Source organism: Novipirellula methanifontis (genome assembly GCF_052161655.1).
In the GTDB taxonomy this organism is placed as follows: Bacteria; Planctomycetota; Planctomycetia; order Pirellulales; family Pirellulaceae; genus Novipirellula.
Genome location: NZ_CP197418.1, coordinates 396258 through 416376, shown reverse-complemented (window position 1 = coordinate 416376; position 20119 = coordinate 396258). Strand labels below are relative to the sequence as shown.

The following is a 20119-nucleotide window of genomic DNA, read 5'->3' as shown; positions in this document are numbered from 1 at the left end:
TGTGAAAAACTCTGCAGAATATAGCCGCCGTGCGTTTTAGTGACCATGGCGGATACGCTCGCTTGAGGACTTCGTTGAGCCCCCCGCTCCGATCCGTGCAAACCGCGAGCAATGCAGTTAGGCCCATTGGCCGTCTCGCTCTAGCAACCGATATCCTCGTTCCACAACTCGGGGTTCGCCGCGATAAAATCTCGCATCATGGCGATACAGCTTGCGTCACATGCATTGTGAATCTGCACTCCTCGCGACCGCACATAATCTTCGGGGCCACAAAAGGTCTCGTTTTCGCCAATCACAAGCCGTGGAATTTTATAAAGAAGGAGTGTTCCGCTACACATATCACATGGCGAAAGCGTGGAGTAGAGCGTCGAGCGTGCATATTCGCTCGCCTTCAATCGCCCTGCGTTTTCAAGGCAATCCATCTCTGCATGCAAGATTGCGCTGCCGCGCTGGACGCGGCGATTGTGCCCACGGCCAACGATCTGGTCGTCTAAAACCAAAACCGAACCGATGGGAATACCTCCTTCGGCGAGCCCTTTGCGAGCTTCATCAATGGCCGCGTTAAGAAAAAGATCCATCGTCATTGCACACTCAATCCATTGCTAACTGTACAGTTTGCCCAGTGTGGCTTCGTAGCGAAGGATCATTTCGTCGGTATTGGTTACGTTCATATCTAGGTCCCGGAGCCTGCCGTCGCTGAGCCCATAGACCCATCCATGCACGGCCAGCTTCTGACCGTTTCGCCAAGCGTCACGCACAATCGTCGTGCGACAAACATTCATGACTTGCTCGATCACATTTAGCTCGCACAAATGATCGCACCGTTCTCGTGGCACTTCGATCGCATCCAATCGTTCTTGATGAAGCAAAGCGACGTCTTGAATGTAACGCAGCCAATTTTCGATCAGCCCTAGCTCTTTGTGCAGTAGTGCAGCTGCAACACCGCCACACCCGTAGTGCCCGCAAACGATCACATGTTCGACCTTTAACACTTCAATCGCGAACTGCATCACCGACAAACAATTTAGGTCTGAATGGACCACCAAGTTTGCAACGTTACGATGCACGAACAATTCGCCGGGATCCAACCCCACAATTTGATTCGCGGGTACGCGACTATCAGCGCAGCCAATCCACAAGTACTTCGGCGATTGAAGTTGCGACAAACGCTCGAAAAACCCAGGATCCTGTTCGACCACCTTATCGGCCCAGTTCCGATTATTGTCAAATAGTTCTTGCAATGAATGCATACCCACGTTTCCGGTAAGTTTGTTTGAATTCTTGATTGAGTTGCTTCTCTACTGCTACCGTCGTCAGCATGCTTAGCTTGCTAACTCGGTCGAACTCCGCTCGCTTGGTGATCGTAAGGCGAACGCTACGCTGCGATCGAGTTGATCACGTAATTTTTCCATCTGGTCCTTGCTGAGTCCTTGCCCCACGAGACTTGCCACATGTAGCGTGGCAATCATCGCGGCCCCAAATGGAATCAGCAGCAGCGCCCACGGGGCCGCTCCCATAAACCACTGAACGTAACCATACACGCCGCCGACGAACATAAAGAAAGTGGTCATGAAGTAGAGGAGCATAAAAAACGTCCAAACTTCAGGGCGGGGTGAAAAACGAGCGTACAACTGCGTCCCCGATTCTGTGTCGCTGAGTTGCACCGACAGGTGCGGTGACCAAAATCGCCGCTCTTCGGGGGTTACCGAAAACTCGGCACAGTCCCCGACGGCCTTTGCGTTTTCGATCGCTTCCAGCTCGTTGATCGCCCTACGAATTCGCTGCATCGCCTCCGCTTTGCCGAGCGGCAAATCCAGAGTAAACGCAGGCAACATTCTCAGGGAGGGCACGGCAGAACCTTGTCGCAATAGTCACAATTCAGTCGAAAAGGGGGAGCACAAGAATGGTGATTGATGCCGGCAGGTTACCAGAATTACACCACAGTCCTGCTTATGCTAACCCGATTTCATCGACGCTGCATGATGCGGGCTCAAAAACCGAAGCGACAGCATTGATAGAGTTGGGCAATCACAGCAGATCCGGCTGGGTAGCGGCCCCTTTGGACTTTGCTGCCGCCTTCTTGGACGCCGACTTTTTCGGGGACGTTTTATCCGCCAGTCGCTTTCCGTTTTTCGTATTGGGCGCGCTTGTTAACGGATTTTCGGGGCCTACCAGTGGTTCACCGACTTGTGTTTGCTCAAGTCGCTCTTGAATTTTGGTTGCGTACTCTTCACTGAGCTCGGTGCCGATGAAATTGCGTCTGAGTTTCTTTGCCACGACTAGCGTGGTTCCGCTTCCCGAAAAGGGATCGAGGACGCAATCCCCTTCGTTCGAGCACGCGCGAATGATTCGGCCTAGCAACTGCTCGGGCATTTGACAGCCATGAAATCCTTGTCGTTCTTTGAAGGTGCCTGCGACGCGTGGAAAATACCAGGTATCCCCGTCATTCTCGAAACCCTCTGGCAGATCTTGCGGGCGAAGAATCCAGGTGTTGTCGGGCAGCCGCCCTTTCGGATTCGCACGTCGATCGCCGTAAACCAACTGCCGCGCCGATGGGATTCGGATCTCCGGATCGGCCGCGTTAAACGTAAACTTCTTGGGATCTTTGGCGAAATGAAACAGATGAGTGTGCGAACGGCTAAAACCGTATTTGCAATTGACGCCAAACGTGTAATACCAAATCACCCAGCTACGACAAACGAAGCCGACTTCGCGAGTCGCACAGACCTTTAGCTCTGCGGCGTACTCGTCGCCAATCGCTAGCCAAAACGTCCCGTCGGGTTTCAGAACTTGGTGAACACCGCGAATCCAATCTCGACACCAATCGAGGTAGTCTTCGTCACCTCGCTTGTCATCATAGACGTCGTAGTCGTAGCCGATATTGAATGGGGGATCGGCGAAACAGAGATCGACCGATCCGGGATCCATTTGCTTTAGCAACTCGATACAGTCACCTTGATGAAGCTGATTGAAGTCGAGTGCCACGCAAAATCTCCTGCAAAATGCCGTATATAACCTGTTCAAGCCACACAAGTCGTGCTGATTCATCGTAACGAATGGCGAATTGCTGGCAATGCGTGTTCTACTCAGAAACGCCCACACCCCTCATGGATGCCATGAGGGGTGTGGGCGTTTTCTGGACGACTTCGAGAACTCGGCGAATGAGGACTGCGAGAGTTCGCAGCCCGTCACTTTTCCTTTCGCCACTTATCGCGATGCTGGAATCTGAATTCGGTTTGCCGGAGCAGGGTAAAGATTGGCGTTCACTCGATTCGGAGCAGCGTACTGCGGTGCAACGTTGGCTGGAGCCTTCGTAGGCAGCGGGACCCGATTGACAACCGGGGCCACGTTTGACGTCGGGACAACGTTGTCGGTCGCTGCTGCGGTTGATGGATTCTCGTTAGCCAACTGCTGATCCGAAACAGGAATCCTTCGCACGGGTGTTGGCAATCCGATGTTGGACTTGCTTTCCGAGACGGACCTGATGTTGATCGTTTCGTCCACTGGAATCGTGGCGACTCGATTTGGCAGATGCGACATCGAAGGAACCAGTCGGGGCGAGTTCGTTTCGACCGACACTGGCTCGAACGACTTCTTCATTTCGTAGTTTTCGGCACCCGCAGCCGGTGGCATTGACGGTGTTGTGTTTGCGACAGCGGGCATCGTGACAATCTTATTCCACTGCTCTGCAGGAATATCGAAAGAGCCGGTCGACGCAGGGGTCGGTTGGGGCAGCCTGGACGCTGCAGCGTTGGCTGTGCCGAGCGACGCAACTTCATCTAACTTTTGCGTTTTCGGTGTTGGAATCGCAATTCGCTGGACCTTTGGAAACTCAAGCGTCTGATTCGTAGCGGGCTTGGCTTCGGGCTGAGCGGTTGGACGCTGCTGTTTCTGAGGCTGAGCTGCAATAGCTTCATCTGCCGGTGCAGGAAGGGTCACCGCCTTGTCCATCGTGACGACCTCTGGCAATGGCATCCGAGTCACAGCTGGCACTTTGTCGACTGTGACAGCGGGTGAGGCTGAAGCCGCTGGGAACGCTAACACCATCGCGTCAGGTGTGTAGGCCGTATCATGTTCATCAACGTCCGACAATTCCTTGGCAGCCACTTTGGGTGACGAGGGAGCTTCAATCATTCCCTCGACAAGCGAAGGAGCCATTGGAGGCAACGTTACAACGTCACGCTTTTGGCTGACCGGAGTCGCCTGGGTCTGATCGTTTATGGGGACCTGTGGCTTGGCAATATTCTTACGAGCAGGAACGTTCAACTGAATCGTGTTGTTTGCATCGGGGGTGACCTCAGGAGCAGTTAGATCGCTTGAACTCGGTATCGCGTGCTCGTCTTCAGCCGCAACGTGATTCTCTGCGACGGTCTGCTTTTGCTCACCTGCAATCGGAGCAAATTGGGGTTCACGTTCAACACGTGCACCTTGAATCTCTGTTGGAACCCCGCCAGAGTATTCCATTTGCGGAACCATCTCGAGCATTTCTGGGTGACATGCCTGAGCACCGGTGGGACATCCCCATCCCTCGGGAAACTTGTTCCAGCACGTGGGTTCGTAACCGTAATACGGTTTAACGTACGCACAATGTGGGCAACATTTCGCATCAGGATTGGCGACAATCTGACCGCAGTGAGAGCAATGGTAGTACGACTTGTTGCTCTTGTGCTTACCGATGCCACAATGCTCTGCCAAACCGTGGTGCATAGACACGCAGCCAACGCTGGCACTGATCGTGACGGCGAGCGTCATCGCCACCGCAGCTGTCAGTTGTTTTTGGGATTGTCGTTGCATCGTTGTCACCGCTTTATTAATCGATAATTGGATCAAATGGTCTGATAGAGGACATGTCGCCGTTCTTGACAATCAACAAACGTTGCCAAGAACGATGTTCGGGATTGGGCTAGAATCCCCCACGGGTGCCCACTGGGTTTCCACCACCCTTGAGAACGGATCCCGAGAATCGCGTCGCTGTCCCAACACTAAGCAGCGAGAAGCCCATCATGCGTTCAAACGGAGCGAACATCTTGGCGAGCTTGTTGTCCAACGCAACCATATGGTCCTCTTGGACAAACAAACGGTCACCTGGCATCAGTTGGAAGTTTGTATTCGCTGAACCACACTCGGTCACAGCACGCCAATCCACTGGCAAGACTTGGCAATCGCAGAGGTCCGACGAAGGACGGGCAATCCACATCTTCTTTGACGAGACTTGCTCAAGTCCATTGATTTGGGAAATCGCATCCAGGACCGTCTCATTCCCCGTGACAGGAAAACGATAAACTGCGTCACCAAGTTCAGCACCCTGCAACACGATGTAATACACCTTGCTATTGAATGCGTGGACGTTGACCGAGACGACCGGATCTTCCAAGAATTGCGATAAGTGTTGTTCGATTGTCCATTTCGCTTGTGCCAGTGGCATGCCAACGACTGAAACACTTCCGTAACTGCCAAGCGTGACGGTACCATCGGGGCCGACGAGATATTGTCCGACCAATCGCTGCGATGCACCAAGCTCCGCTAGCGAAACCGCAACCTCAGGCTTCTTCAAGTATTTCTGTAGATGCTCCTCGATTGCCTTTTGAGCCTCGGGAACGGTCAATCCTGTTACCGAAACGACTCCGTAAGGAGAACCAAGGTTGATCACCCCGCCTGGCTCGATCGGATAACCGCCACCAATCGGCCCCTCGGGTAATGTGCCTTGCACACGAATCGACAACACGTCGAGTACTTTGAGCGAATAGGGCGACTTGGGCACCGCATGCACCGTCTCGATCGTCAAAATATCGGGCGGTTCAATGATATAGTCTGGCAGAACCGTCTTGGCCAATTCCCGAGGCATGTTTGCGACTTCGGGTGGCACCACAGAAACCTGTGACGCATGGCGACTCTTTTGAAGCCCTTGGCATCCGACCCCACTTAATAGGCAGACTGCCGCGAACATTTGCAAAGGTGCTGCAAATAGTCGTGTATTGAGTTGAGACATAGTCACATCCGTGCGTTGTTCTGGAGGCACCCAAAAATATCCGGCAACATCCTTGCCCCGGCTTCGATTTAATGGGTTTGCTACAAGACAACCGCCTAAGAAAAGGGGGTAGTCTCGTAGAGGCGAGCGAATTGATTCGGCAATAAGATTGACAAGCATTGCTTGCAAACCTCTGCTTCCTCAGCTTTCCACGATCAGCACCACGCGATGCCATTTCAAGAGAGAGTTTGCTTGCAAAGAATGGTTTCTTCGCAATTCACTTACTCTCATGATTGACTGCGATGGCAACCTCTCAGGAATTTCGCTCACTTGAGTTATCGTCGTGAGGACGAGCGAACCCCGCTGAAACGCCCCTCCAACAAGCTTCTTTTCCGTTTCTCTCTCGGGTTGCGCTCAAGAAACCGGTCGTCGGGATCGGGCCCTAGCTGCGGATTAAGCTGACTCTGCGGGGCCTGCTAGGTTTGAAAAGTCCGATTCCCGGCCCGAAAGACCGGCTGGCTAGCTAGCAGGAGCAGGCGGTTGGCTGGCTGGTTCTGCAGAATTCAGAAGACATTTCTTCGGCTCGGCGAAGCCCTCCGCTTTTACGGTCCCAGTCGCGGCAGCCTGAATATCAACAATAAAGAACAGCCCAACGCATCGCTTCAATGACAACCGATGGTGGGCTCGTGGATCGACTTGCCAGCTGGTCAACCAGCAACTCATTGAGTTGGCTTCCCACAGTCCGGTCCACCTGTGGGAATGTCCACGACAAAGTTTTAAATATTGAAAAACTTGGCAGCGAGAGTTGGTTCCCGACGTTCCGCAAAGCGTGCATCAGCCCCGTAGTTTGGCCTCAATGTAGCAATCCGCAACATCACGGCACCTGCGAGCCAATTCCCCGAGGGACTAGTTGCTTGCCCTCCCTCTCGACCCTGTTTATGATCGTAGTAGTCGGCACAGCACCTGCTAATGTGATTTGTATCGATACTCAATCGGTTTCAAACCTGAGAGAGACACACATACTTTTTCCAACGATTGCTTAATTGTATTTGTGACTACCTTACTCCCGAATTCAAAAGCATGCGGGAACGAGAAACCTAAATATGTTAGTTGGCATCGGAGCCCTTACATTAGTAGTTGAATCGAGTAATGTAGTTTCATGCAATCATCCCCTCCCTTGATTGCATAATGATGACCAGTGTGATGGATACTAAATGACAACTTGGAACGAATATTCGAGCACATTCTAGTACTGCTCGATGTTCGATAAATGACCTGCATTTCGGATAGCCAAACCATTCAATAAAGCAGCTTGGCTTTACCTTTGCGATAAGCACCTTGGATATAAAGTTGACGTGATTTTTAAATCACCGTCGATAGACAGCTGGAGATTGGTTTCTTGAGTAACAATGATTTCGTCGATGCTGCGATGTCCGATCGGGACAATCGCTCGTTGACGCTGAACCGCGACCACGAAATAACGCCCACCTACATTGTTCGCAATTCTCCCGTTCAGAATGACCCTGAGTCCTTAATCAGTCCACGTTATTTGATCCGTGCGCTGACGACCTATTGGTATTTGACGATCCCGCTCTCGATCCTGTTTGCAGTGGTCTCGGCCACGGCCATGTTGATGACTTTCACGCCGGTGTATCGCGCTAATGCTGTGATGAAGATTGCGAGCTACGCACCTTACATCGCCTACAATACGCCAGAGCCTCAGGTGAACTCGGAAGAGTTCACCGAAACGCAAATCGAATTGATCCGTAGTTCTCTTGTCGCAGAACAGGTGTTGAACGATGAGGCGATCGAAAAACTCCCCACAGTACAATCGCTTGAAAACCCAGTCTCGTGGTTGACGAACAACATTCGCGTTCAACAAGTAGGCAGTTCGGAACTCTATAACATTTATCTTGAAACGCCGGATCCCGAAACCTCGTCCATACTTGTTAACGCAGTCCTCGATGCGTATTTCGCTGTCAGAGCAAAAGACAATCAAGACCAAACTGCTCGCGTACTTGAACTCCTTGGCCAAGAAAAAGTGGCACGTGGCGAGGAGATTCAAACGCTACGTGAAAAGATGCGTCAGCTAGGCCAAGACGTAGTCGGCACGGACCCTTACACAGGTATGCCTCAAAAGAATAATGGGCAAGCTGGCGCGGGACCGCTGGAGCGATTGCGTGAGCGGCTGACAGCAGCGGAAGTCGATCGCAAAATGCTGGAAATGGAGATCATGGCTATTCGCGAGGCTATCGCGAAAGAAGACCTTCAAATTGCAGAAGTGGATGTTGAGATGGCCGTCAGTGACAGCCAGGAGGTTCTCGATTTGCGTGCAATGATCGCCGAGCGCAGATCAATGATGAATCGCGTCGAGAGCACTGCGGCCGGTGGACGCAACGATCCTTCCTATTTGCGTCTTCAATCCGAGATTGACGGATTCGAAGCAAGTTTGAAGCGGTCCGTAGCAAGCAGTCGTCCGAAGATCACCGATCAGCTGAAGTCGCTTGCCCTACTCGATCGTCGCGACACGCTGCATGAACTTGAAGCGAGACTCGAGACGCAATTAGTCCTCGAGAACTTACTCGGCGTGCAATACAAAGAGATGCTTAGTACCGCAGGAGAATCAGGCAACAAAATGCTGGAGCTTGAATTTGCACGTGCAGAGCTGGCCCGGGAAGAGCGTGTCTTTGAAATGATTGCAGAGCGATCGATGGCACTGACCACGGAATCGCGTGCGCCTGGTCGTGTTGCGTTGCTGCAGCCAGCCGAACCATCGCTCCGTCCTATTGCGACGTTTCCACTTATGAAAATGGTAATCGCCGCTTTGCTAAGTGGATGCGTTCCGTTTGGCTTAGCACTGCTTTGGGAACTTAGCGTCAAACCGATTAGCGATGTTCAGCAGTTGTCCAATGACGGGCTGCTAATGTCAGTCAACGAAGTTGCAAAATTGCCTATGCGTACATTTGCCATTGGCTCAAGGCAATCCAAGGCAATGAATATATTTGAAGAGAGTATTGATAGTCTCCGTGTCGGTATCGTCCTGCCTGAGAAATATAGTAGTGTTCGAGTTTTGGCAGTGACGAGTGCCGTTCATGGTGAAGGCAAATCAAGCATTTCATCTCAATTGGCGGTCAGTATTGGACGCGCCACCGGCGAACCCGTGCTGTTGGTCGATGGTGACCTTCGTGCTCCCGATGTTCACAACATCTTTCAAGTCTCCAACGGATCGGGGATGGCTGCGGTGCTTGCCGGACGAGCATCACTTGACGAAGCGATTATTCGAGACTGGGGCGAGCATCTGCACCTCCTCCCGGCCGGGCGACTTCGCACGAATCCGCACCAACTAATGACGCGTGATCTGCTAAACAAAATCTTTACTGAGTTACGAAAAACCTATCGATACATTGTGATTGACACACCACCCATTTTGTCCGCGTCTGAAGCACTCTTGCTGGCAAAATGTGCGGACGGGGCAATCATCTGCACGCGACGTAATGTCAGCCGTGAAGGACAGGTCAAGATCGCGTATGAGCGGCTAGCCAAGGCCGGCGTCCAACCATTGAGCGCCGTGCTCAACGGTGTTCCAACGCGTTGCTACGCGAGAACTTATGGTAGTTATGAATATGCCAGAAAATTTGATTAGTGTCCGGACAGCCTTCGGTTTCGGGTATCCGAACTGATTGCAAAAATCATTGAAAAATTGATTCGTCACTAATTCCGCAAACTTGCATTATTTTTTCACTTACTTGGCATATGCGAAAAACATTCATTAATTTTTAATTCTGGATTCATTCGGTTCTTGATCGGGGGCTCCAACGTGTCAAACGACACTGAATCACTTAGATCCACAAGACATGGCAACCAACGTCCGCCATGCCTTTGATATTGGCGTGCGGTACTCAAGATATGCATTTCGCCGATTTCTGAGTGAACGTCGAACAGGAGCAATTGCATGAAAGTTTTTTGCAACTACGTTAAATACCACTTCCGGGTGCATGGCTCATGCCCATCAGAGTCAGCCACCCACGTGGACGAAGTCCGCGCGGACGGCACTAACAATCCTGGATTTTTCTTGATACTCGGGATATCCGTCTAGGTCGATATTGCGGTTCGACCGCTGTTTGAACGCTGTTCAGTCATTCTTATCTGCACAGCAACTACCCACTGATAAGCATGCCCAACTTGGTTCCCTGTCAGAAAATGTCTTTCAGTACTCAGTCGACGCTTATTTCTCAACTTGCAGCTGGAAGTATTTGCTGCTGAATCGGATCGGCGAACGCATCGTGAACAACACAACTATGAATCTATCAAGAATCGTTACCTTCAATCGCCTGCTTACAAAACGCATCTATTTCTTGGTTGTGGTTCATCTAGCGGTCTTTGTTCTGTCCTATGAAATCGCGCTCCGGCTTCGTTTTGACATGGTCATTCCCGCAGGTGTGCGGTCTGATTTCTGGGAGACGTTGCCGTGGATTTTAGTAATCAAATTAGCACTATTTCATTTCGTTGGTAGTTTGCATGGATGGTGGCGATATATCACCTTTTCAGACCTCGCTGCACTCCTACGAACATCGACGTTGGCAAGTATCCTGATTGCCGCAGCGGACTACTTATTCAATGAGGCTTACCAAGTCCCCCGTTCTGTCTTACTAATGGATTGGGGAATAACCATTCTTTTGGTCGGCGGCTTTCGAAGCATTTATCGACTGAGTCAAGAAATAATGTGGCCTGCCCTGGTACTGCAGGATCGCAAGCCCACGCTATTGATTGGCGCTCTTCAAGGCGGCGAAATACTTGCACGTCAAATCCACAACCACCCGGACCTTGATTTTCGGATTGTGGGCTTCATTGATGAAGACCTTTCGAAGCGTGGCCTAAGAATCGGGGGCATCCCTTTCCTGGGCTCACCTGACAACGCGGTTGCGGTGGCTCGAAAGCACGAAGCGAAGGACTTGCTCATTATGTCCAACGTCCTTGCGGGACCACGACTTCGTGAATTGGTCGATCGCTGTCAAGCCGAAGGCATCCGCGTGAAAATGGTGCCTCCCGTGGATGAACTGATCAATGGATCATTTCGATTACAAACTCGCGATGTCAACATCAATGACCTGCTACGACGTGACCCTGTCGAACTAGACAAGGGTGCCCTTGGTGAGATGCTTTCAGGAAAACGGGTCATGGTGACCGGGGCTGGTGGCAGCATCGGTTCTGAAATTTGTCGCCAGATCCTCAAGTGTGCTCCCGAGAAACTATTGCTCGTCGAGCGTGCGGAAGGCAATCTATTTGAAATTCACCGGGAATTTTCTCAACGAATCGATGCAGACATTTGCGTCCCTTGCTTAGCGGACATAGGCGACGAAGAACGCATGCAATCCCTGTTTGATATGCATCAACCTCATATCGTCTTTCACGCGGCAGCCCACAAACATGTGCCGATGATTGAGTACAATCCTTCCGAAGCCATCAAAAACAATGTGGTGGCAACCGCAACACTGGCTCGCTTGGCCCACGAAAATAACGTCGAGCGTTTTGTCATGATTTCGACTGACAAAGCGGTCAACCCGACAAGCATTATGGGCGTATCGAAGCAACTTGCTGAGCGATACGTGCACGCTCACTCCCGAGAATCGAACACAAAATTTGTGGTCGTTCGCTTTGGAAATGTGCTTGCTTCGGCCGGAAGCGTCGTCCCCATCTTCCAAGATCAAATTCGCAAGGGTGGCCCGATCACGGTGACGCACCCGGAAATGCGACGTTTCTTTATGACCATTCCCGAAGCGTCTCAGTTGGTATTGCAAGCAGCAGCGATGGGCAACGGTGGAGAAATCTACGTGTTGGAAATGGGCGAACAGGTCAAAATTGTTGACTTGGTTAATGACCTACTGCGGCTTTCAGGTTGCGAACCAGGGGAAATTGAAGTGCAATTTACCGGCATGCGGCCGGGAGAAAAGTTGTACGAAGAATTGTACACCGATGATGAACAGACACTGGAAACCCCTCATCCGAAATTGCGGGTTGCATACCATCGCGTCTACGAAAGAGAGGAACTCGACGAAGGCCTGGAACGATTGAAAAATTTACAAGGGCATTCGGACCTAGAGATCCGCAACGAACTATGTAATATGGCACTGAACTTTCAGTATTCCGCTAGTTCGCCCTGCCAATTGCAAGAAACAGCGGTTCATTCGGAAACCGATCACGACCAAGAATTTTCCAGCCAATAAGCAACGCTACTCGTTGTTGGCACTACAGTTACAATACTAATGTCATCGATATCTCAGGTAACAACGATCGACCTTCCGGATCCATCTCACAAACCCGCCCCGTCTCAGGCCAACTCCTCGCCTTCCGTATTTCGCATTCAGCCTGCGCAAGGTTGGCTGTCGCTAGGGTTGAAGGAGTTGTGGGAGTACCGTGAACTTCTATATTTTCTCACCTGGAGAGATATTAAGGTCCGCTACAAACAAACGGCGTTGGGCGCTTCGTGGGCCGTCTTGCAGCCATTAATGACAATGGTTGTCTTCAGTTTGTTTTTTGGCAAACTCGCCAAAATCGAATCCGACGGAGTTCCGTATCCTGTTTTTTCTTTAGCAGGTCTCGTTCCCTGGACGTTCTTTGCTTATGCGCTTGCACAGTCCTCTAACAGCCTTGTGCAAAGTGCAAACCTTGTCAAAAAAGTCTACTTCCCTCGATTAGCGGTCCCGATCGCGAGCGTCTTGTCCGGACTAGCCGACTTTGCAATCGCCTTTGTCGTGCTGCTGGGGATGATGTTCGCATTCGGAGTCTATCCGACATGGAATATTCTTTGGCTACCTTTCTTACTTGTGCTGACGTTAATGACATCGCTTGGCATCGGCTTGTGGATGGCTGCATTGAATGTGAAGTATCGTGACGTCCGATACGTGATTCCGTTCTTGACCCAATTCTGGATGTTTGCAAGTCCGATCGCTTACCCAAGTAGCTTGATCGAAGATCCATTTTGGAGATCGGTCTACAGCATCAATCCGATGGTGGGTGTCGTCGAAGGTTTCCGTTGGGCACTGCTCGGAACTGACACAGCTCCAGGACCAATGTTAATTGTCTCCACCATTGCGGCTGGCTTGCTACTGCTTGGCGGAACCTACTATTTCCGGCAAATGGAAAAATCGTTCGCGGATCTAGTTTAGTCTTCCATGCCCCAAGTCATCCAATTCGACCGTTGCCTGATCATTGGCGAGGTAGCCCAGGCACACGACGGCAGCCTCGGTGCTGCACACGCTTACATTGATGCAATCGCCGACGCTGGTGCTGACGCTGTTAAATTCCAAACGCACATTGCCTCTGCCGAGTCGACTGCGCGTGAACCTTGGCGGATTCGCTTTAGCAAACAGGATGCAACTCGCTATGACTATTGGAAGCGAATGGAGTTTACGGAACCTCAATGGGTAGGGCTGTGTGAACATGCCGAAGAACGCGGTCTGTATTTCTTGAGTTCGCCCTTTTCGATTGAAGCGGTCCAATTGCTCTCACGAGTCGGAGTTTCAGGCTGGAAGATTGCGTCAGGGGAAGTGAACAATGGCCCATTGTTTGAGGCGATGCTCGAGACAAAACTTCCCATGATTCTATCAACGGGAATGAGTCCGTTTGAAGAGATTGATTTGGCGGTTGCACGTGTCAAAAAACATGCGTTGCCGTTAGCACTACTTCAATGCACCACCGCTTATCCGTGTCCTCCCGAAAAAGTAGGACTCAACGTGCTCGAATCGTTTCGCGATCGGTACGATTGCCATGTGGGGCTCTCGGATCATTCGGGCACCATCTATCCCGGACTTGCAGCAGTCACGATGCGGGCGAAGGTCCTGGAAGTTCACGTCACATTCAGCCGCCAAATGTTTGGCCCCGATGTTCCCGCTTCGCTCACTCCCACGGAATTGGGCCAACTTGTCGAGGGAACACGTTTTATCGAATCGATGCTTGCGTCCCCAATTGACAAAAACACAGCGGCAGAAGGACTTGCGGATCTTCGTGGCATGTTCACCAAGAGCTTAGTGGCTCGCGAATTCCTCGCTGCTGGCACGGTGCTCGAAGCAAGGCATCTCGCGATCAAAAAGCCCGGTGATGGGATGGCTCCCGAACGATTGCCACATGTCTTAGGCCGAAAACTAAAGTCCGCAGTCGTTGCGGACGCAGCCCTTCGAGAGGACGATCTTGAGTAACAACAATTTAAGCGTCAATGACGCAGACAAAGCGATTCGCAAAGTCTGCGTGGTCTTGGTCGACCGCGCCAATTACGGTCGGCTCAAACCCGTTATGAGATCAATTCAAGAGCATCCTGATCTTCAACTGCAAGTATTGGCAGCAGGAACGATGATGCTCGAGCGGTTTGACATGCCTGTTAACGGCGTACGCAAAGACGGCTTTCCAATCGATGGCGAGATTTACATTGAACTCGAAGGATCCAATCCTGCAACGATGGCGAAATCAGTTGGCTTTGGGTTGATTGAGTTTGCAAGTGAATTCAGTCGACTTAAACCTGATCTGGTTCTACTGATCGGCGACCGTTATGAAGCACTCTCCGCTGCAATCGCCGCCGCCTACATGAACCTATGTTTGGTGCACGTTCAAGGTGGGGAAATCTCCGGCTCCATCGATGAGAGCGCCCGCCATGCCATTACAAAATTCGCTCAATTTCATTTCCCCAGCACCAAGCGGTCGGCTGAATACATTGTTCGTATGGGTGAAAAGCCTGAATCGATTCTGGCGGTCGGTTGTCCTAGTAGTGACATTGCTCGCGAATTAGATCGCACATTAGATCCCAAGATCATCAATGGTCGAGGTGGCGGAGCCGAGATCGACACAACTCAACCATTCCAGTTGGTGATTTTCCATCCGACAACCACGGAGTTTGGGGGCGAACAACAACAAATTGAGGAACTGCTCAACGCGTTAAACGAACTACAAAACCCCACGGTATTGTTGTGGCCAAACATTGACGCCGGATCGAATCACGTCAGCAAGGCAATCCGTAAATTTCGTGACAAGTACAAACCCGACTGGTTGCGCACGCTGATCAACCTATCGCCCGAAGAATATTTGACGGTGTTGGCGAATGCGTCATGTGCCATCGGTAACTCGAGCAGTTTTGTTCGCGACGCAAGTTATTTTGGAACGCCGGTGGTGCTCGTGGGAGCACGCCAAGAAGGGCGTGAGACCGATGAACATGTGGTCCGTGTTCCCCCATTGGCGGACGCGATTGTTTCGGCTGCGAAATGCCGACTCGCTCATGGTCGTTTCGAACCGAGCGTACTGTATGGCGAAGGTGACGTATCGGATCGAATTGCCGATGCCTTGGCCGTATTGGAGCCGTACACTCAAAAGCGTCTGAACTATATTTACGCATCCGATCCAATGTTTGCCGCAACCATCACCGATGATTTGGAAACGGTCGCGGATTAAGTCATGCGTGTATTAGGCATCATTACCGCGCGTGGTGGCTCGAAAGGAGTTCCGCGAAAGAACCTCGCCAAAATCGGAGGGCGGTCTCTACTGAGCTATACCGCCGCCGCCGCACGCGAATCGAGGCATCTTACTCGAACCGTTATTTCGACTGACGATAACGAAATCGCTGAGGAAGCGGTTCGCTGCGGAGTGGAACTTCCATTCATGCGGCCCGCAGAACTTGCTCGCGATGAGACACCAACTATGCCGGTTCTACAACACGCAGTCCAAAAGCTTGAAGAAGCCGGTGAGCAGTACGATGCTATTTGCATCTTGCAACCGACCCATCCTTTTCGTTCCGCGGACGACATTGATCGCTGCGTTGAACTGTTAGCAAGCAGCGAAGCGGATGCTGTGATGACGATCGCGGCTGTTCCCGCCGAATTCAATCCCCATTGGACATACTTCATGGACGACAATGGGGGCCTAAGAATTGCCACAGGCGAATCGACGCCGATTGCACGTCGTCAAGAATTACCACCGGCGTATCATCGCGAAGGGTCCGTATACGTGACGCGTCGTGATGTGCTGATGCTGCAGAACAGCTTGTATGGAAAGCATGTTCTCGGCGTTCCCGTCGATCCTGAGTTCCGCGTGAACATCGACACGATGGACGACTTTCGTCGCGCCGAAGCTCTGATGGCAAAAATCCAGGAAGCAACTTAGTCGATGTGTGGTATCTCAGGACTGTTCGGCCGAGACGTCTTGGCAATCGAAGCCATGGTCGCAAGCCAAAATCATCGCGGCCCTGATGCGTCGGGCACTTATGTGGACCCGCGATCGACCGCGGCGCTTGGGCACAACCGGCTAAGCATCATCGATCTGTCGGACGCCGGTCGGCAACCCATGTGCAGTGCCGACGGTCGCTACTGGATTGCGTTCAATGGCGAAGTCTACAACTATCTTGAACTACGCGACCAACTCGGTGATTATCCATTTCGAAGTCGTACCGATACCGAAGTCATTCTCGCCGCTTATCAAAAATGGGGCACGGCCTGTTTTGACAAATTTATCGGCATGTTTGCCATTTTGATTTGGGATGAACAACAACAAAAATTGCTTGCTGTTCGTGACCGCTTTGGTGTCAAACCGATCTACTACCATCATGCGACAAGCGGTGCGCTGACCATTGCAAGTGAAATCAAAGCGATTCATGCAAGTGGCATTCCCGCAGAGCCGGATCCATTGACATGGTCCACGTTTCTTGGGTCGGGGCTATACGACCACAGCGAGCGAACATTTTGGAAAGAAATTCAGTCGCTTCCGCCTGGGCATCTGATGACGTGGAATGCAGGCGACACCAAAATCCAGCGTTGGTACGACCTTGCCGAAAGCGTTGGCAATGAATACGACTCGCGAAGCGAAGAAGATGTCAGCGAGCAGTATTTAGAGTTGCTAAAAGAGAGTGTTCAACTCCGGTTCCGAAGTGATGTTCCGGTCGGAGTAAACTTGAGCGGTGGACTGGATTCATCACTCTTGCTGGGACTGATTCACGAGCTTCAAGGTGACGACAGTGAAGTTCGCGTATTTACGTTTGCCACTGGCGATCCCGAGTACGACGAGCTTCCTTGGGTCAAGCAAATGCTTGCTCAAACACGACATCCATTGTCGGTCGGGTTGTTGTCGCATGACGAAGTCCCCGCCTTGGCCGAGGCCATTTCACGTGCTCAAGATGAACCCTTCGGCGGCCTGCCGACGTTGGCTTACGCGAAGTTGATGTCGCGAGCGAAAGACGAAGGCATTACGGTCCTGCTTGACGGCCAGGGGATGGACGAAGCTTGGGCGGGCTACGACTACTATGCCTCTGCGATTGAAAATAACTCGGCGCAGGTTTCGACGGTTCAGGGAACACGCGGACCGATCATGCGTTCGGATTGTTTGATCGAAGAGTTTCGCAAACTCGCCCCTTTGAGCGGGTCGTATCCAATGGCGGATGTATTCCCCGACTCGCTCCGCCGAGTGCAGTATCGTGACGCACGTCATACCAAGCTTCCCCGAGCGCTTCGCTTTAACGATCGAATTTCAATGGCGGTTTCGACTGAACTTCGCGAGCCCTTTTTAGACCACCGTTTATTCGAACTCGCTTTTCGCCAACCAAGCGAGCGAAAACGGGTCGGAGAGACGGGAAAACGATTGCTGAGAAAAATTGCAGCCCAATTGATTCCTAAGAATCTTCGCCAAAGCCCTAAACGCCCAGTCCAAACCCCGCAACGCGAATGGCTTCGCGGTCCGTTGCGTTGCTGGGCCAATGACCAAATCAACGTCGCCTTAAATTGCTATGGCGGGCAATGGCTCGACAGCGATTCAGTTCACCAGCAGTGGCAACGCTTCTGTGAAGGTGAAAGCGACAACAGTTTCTTTGTCTGGCAATGGATCAGTATTGGTCTGTGTTGTGGACAAAACAGACCAGCCTCCTACATTACCCCCGCATCAATTGATGAGTGAAATCGCAATCCGTGCCGTCAATCTCGGCAAAGAGTATCAGATTGGTGCTCAGCAAGATGGTTACCAAACGATTCGCGAGAACATGATGCGAGTCATGAGGTCGCCATTCTCTGCCGCTGCCTCTGCTCTGCGAAGACGTTCGGCGACCAATTCATTCTGGGCCTTAAAAGATGTTTCGTTTGAAATAAATCGCGGCGATGTGGTGGGAGTGATCGGTCGTAACGGTGCGGGGAAAAGCACGCTGCTGAAGGTACTCTCGCGAATTACAGACCCGACAAAAGGCTACGCGGATGTTTATGGGCGAGTGGGATCGCTGCTAGAAGTTGGCACCGGCTTTCATCCAGAATTGACAGGACGCGAAAATATCTTTCTGAACGGTGCAATCCTCGGTATGAAACAACGAGAGATTGAAAGTAAATTTGACGAGATCGTTGATTTTGCAGAGGTCGAAAACTTCATCGAGACTCCGGTAAAACGTTATAGCAGCGGGATGTATCTACGCCTTGCCTTTGCCGTCGCCGCCTATCTTGAACCAGAAATTCTATTGGTGGACGAAGTATTAGCCGTGGGTGATGCGGCTTTCCAGAAAAAATGCCTCGGCCGTATGGAAGATGTGGCGGAACAAGGACGGACGGTCTTGTTCGTTAGTCACAATATGGGAGCCATTCGCTCGCTGTGCAGCAAAGGCATCTACCTCGAAAGTGGACAAGTCGCTGATGCTGGAAATCTGAGTCAGTGCATCGCCAGGTACTTTCATTCCGTCGGCGCTGCCGACTCAAAAAATGGGCAAAACGAAGCCGAATCTCTGCGAGAAGGTTTTGGTCGAATCTCGATCGAAACGCCTGATGGTAAAGCGATTGACCAAAGTCGTGGCATGACGATTTGTTCCAAACTGAAACTTGACACTCAAGTTAGCGGTTTTTCGTTGTACTGCATTCTCGAAGACATGCACGGTCACCAGCTTTTTCATCTGAAAGAGGAGAGCACCGATCTAGGAATAGGAACGCACATACCTGGCAAGGAGTATGACATTCGTGTGGGCTTGCCTGCGATGTGGCTAAACCCCGGTCTCTACTCGATCTATTTCAAAGTCATCGTTTGGGGCGCGCGAGGTGGAAACCGCTACGTGTCCGACAAATTCCCAATGGACATCGGGGGTGTCAGTGGTGCGACCGATGCCGTGTTGCATCCCAAAGCGGCTTGGAAAATTGAGTAATTGCTCATGAAACAATTTTCAAAAGCCTGTTCAATTCACACCATCACAGCGAAGATGCCTCTCGTTATGACAACTGATACCGACCGTGCCGTACCGACGACCTCATCACCTACGCGGCAATCTGACAACAAAGTGGATCGCTCCAAGATCCGCATGCATCGGCAACCAGGCAGTGATCAACGTAGCGCGGATGAAATCTGCCACCACTACGCTGTTGAGCGAGAACTTTCGGACCAACTTCGTCATTCGAACAAGGAAGATCGCAAACAGCTCTATACATCACTTTACGACGAGATTTGCAAACGCGTTCCCAATATCCCCGGTTGGAATGTGCCGCTGCCTCCAGACGCGCTTCGACGAAGTGTCGAGAACAAAGTCAAGTTTCTCAAGCAATTGGCAACCGACGATGCAACCTATTTAGAAATCGGCCCTGGCGATTGCAGTGTCTCATTAGCGATGGCCGACAAGGTTGGTAAGGTAATTGCAGTTGACGTTTCGACGGAAATCACGCGAAACCTCTCAACCCCTGATAACTTTGAGATCATCATTTCCGATGGCACCAGCATTGATGTGCCGGAACAAAGCGTGGATGTCGCGTACAGCAATCAATTAATGGAACACTTGCATCCGGACGATGCGTTGGAGCAGCTTGAAAATGTCTTTCGATCGCTGAAGCCAGGAGGAGCCTACATCTGCGTCACCCCCAACAAGCTTTCAGGCCCGCATGACGTTTCGAAATATTTTGACGATACACCGACTGGCTTTCATCTCAAAGAGTACAGCACCACTGAACTAGCAAGCATTTTTCGGAATGCGGGTTTCGGCAAGGTGAACCCTTACATTTGGGTGAAAGAAAAGCTAATTGTGCTGCCGCTTATGCCAGTTCAAGTCCTTGAAACCACGCTTGGTTGGTTGCCTGGGCGGCTTCGGCGTTATTTCTGTAACCGATCACCCATCAACCATATCCTTGGTCGAGTCATCGCGGTACGGCCGCGGTAAGCCCAACTTCAAAC

General features: G+C 51.5%; 15 protein-coding genes. 9 read left to right on the top strand and 6 right to left on the bottom strand.

Going from position 1 to position 20119, the window contains the following annotated elements:
* Nucleotides 1–140: 140 nt before the first annotated feature.
* The 6 genes from SH528x_RS01440 to SH528x_RS01415 all read right to left on the bottom strand — a co-directional run bounded on the left by SH528x_RS01440 (nucleotide 141) and on the right by SH528x_RS01415 (nucleotide 5989).
* On the bottom strand, nucleotides 141–584 hold the full coding sequence (locus SH528x_RS01440) for a nucleoside deaminase (RefSeq protein ID WP_442508757.1): 444 nt from the start codon (nucleotides 582–584) through the stop codon (nucleotides 141–143).
* Nucleotides 585–602: 18 nt separating this feature from the next.
* Nucleotides 603–1250, bottom strand: coding sequence for a carbonate dehydratase (can, locus tag SH528x_RS01435; protein WP_442508756.1), 648 nt, complete (start codon nucleotides 1248–1250; stop codon nucleotides 603–605).
* Between the two features lie 72 nt (nucleotides 1251–1322).
* Nucleotides 1323–1850, bottom strand: a complete 528-nt coding sequence (locus SH528x_RS01430; protein WP_442508755.1) for a hypothetical protein — start codon at nucleotides 1848–1850, stop codon at nucleotides 1323–1325.
* Between the two features lie 178 nt (nucleotides 1851–2028).
* Complete coding sequence (locus SH528x_RS01425; RefSeq protein WP_442508754.1) at nucleotides 2029–2985, bottom strand: DNA-methyltransferase; 957 nt, start codon at nucleotides 2983–2985, stop codon at nucleotides 2029–2031.
* Between the two features lie 222 nt (nucleotides 2986–3207).
* Nucleotides 3208–4794, bottom strand: a complete 1587-nt coding sequence (locus tag SH528x_RS01420) for a hypothetical protein (protein WP_442508753.1) — start codon at nucleotides 4792–4794, stop codon at nucleotides 3208–3210.
* A 109-nt stretch (nucleotides 4795–4903) separates the two neighbouring features.
* The gene (locus SH528x_RS01415) at nucleotides 4904–5989 is read right to left on the bottom strand and encodes a polysaccharide biosynthesis/export family protein (protein ID WP_442508752.1); all 1086 of its coding nucleotides are present in this window, start codon (nucleotides 5987–5989) and stop codon (nucleotides 4904–4906) included.
* 1378 nt (nucleotides 5990–7367) lie between these two features.
* On the opposite strand from SH528x_RS01415, the gene SH528x_RS01410 reads away from it, so the two are divergent.
* From SH528x_RS01410 to SH528x_RS01370, 9 genes are all read left to right on the top strand, one after another.
* A complete protein-coding gene (locus SH528x_RS01410; protein WP_442508751.1) occupies nucleotides 7368–9611 on the top strand; it encodes a GumC family protein in 2244 nt (747 codons plus the stop codon).
* 655 nt (nucleotides 9612–10266) lie between these two features.
* On the top strand, nucleotides 10267–12192 hold the full coding sequence (locus SH528x_RS01405) for a polysaccharide biosynthesis protein (RefSeq protein WP_442508750.1): 1926 nt from the start codon (nucleotides 10267–10269) through the stop codon (nucleotides 12190–12192).
* A gap of 39 nt (nucleotides 12193–12231) precedes the next feature.
* Nucleotides 12232–13134, top strand: a complete 903-nt coding sequence (locus SH528x_RS01400) for an ABC transporter permease (RefSeq protein WP_442508749.1) — start codon at nucleotides 12232–12234, stop codon at nucleotides 13132–13134.
* Nucleotides 13135–13140: 6 nt separating this feature from the next.
* Nucleotides 13141–14163, top strand: a complete 1023-nt coding sequence (locus SH528x_RS01395; RefSeq protein ID WP_442508748.1) for an N-acetylneuraminate synthase family protein — start codon at nucleotides 13141–13143, stop codon at nucleotides 14161–14163.
* Complete coding sequence (gene neuC / locus SH528x_RS01390) at nucleotides 14156–15403, top strand: UDP-N-acetylglucosamine 2-epimerase (RefSeq protein ID WP_442508747.1); 1248 nt, start codon at nucleotides 14156–14158, stop codon at nucleotides 15401–15403. Before SH528x_RS01395 ends, neuC begins: the two co-directional genes overlap by 8 nt.
* Before the next feature lie 3 nt (nucleotides 15404–15406).
* Nucleotides 15407–16111 carry an acylneuraminate cytidylyltransferase family protein gene (locus SH528x_RS01385; protein WP_442508746.1) on the top strand — a complete coding sequence of 235 codons (705 nt, stop codon included), beginning with the start codon at nucleotides 15407–15409 and terminating at the stop codon, nucleotides 16109–16111.
* Nucleotides 16112–16114: 3 nt separating this feature from the next.
* The gene (asnB, locus tag SH528x_RS01380) at nucleotides 16115–17890 is read left to right on the top strand and encodes an asparagine synthase (glutamine-hydrolyzing) (RefSeq protein ID WP_442508745.1); all 1776 of its coding nucleotides are present in this window, start codon (nucleotides 16115–16117) and stop codon (nucleotides 17888–17890) included.
* Nucleotides 17883–19106 (top strand): ABC transporter ATP-binding protein, encoded by a 1224-nt coding sequence (locus SH528x_RS01375; RefSeq protein WP_442508744.1) that lies wholly within the window; start codon nucleotides 17883–17885, stop codon nucleotides 19104–19106. The genes asnB and SH528x_RS01375 overlap by 8 nt, the downstream gene beginning before the upstream one ends.
* Before the next feature lie 66 nt (nucleotides 19107–19172).
* Nucleotides 19173–20105: a class I SAM-dependent methyltransferase gene (locus SH528x_RS01370; RefSeq protein ID WP_442508743.1), complete on the top strand. Its 933-nt coding sequence runs from the start codon at nucleotides 19173–19175 to the stop codon at nucleotides 20103–20105.
* Nucleotides 20106–20119: the final 14 nt, after the last annotated feature.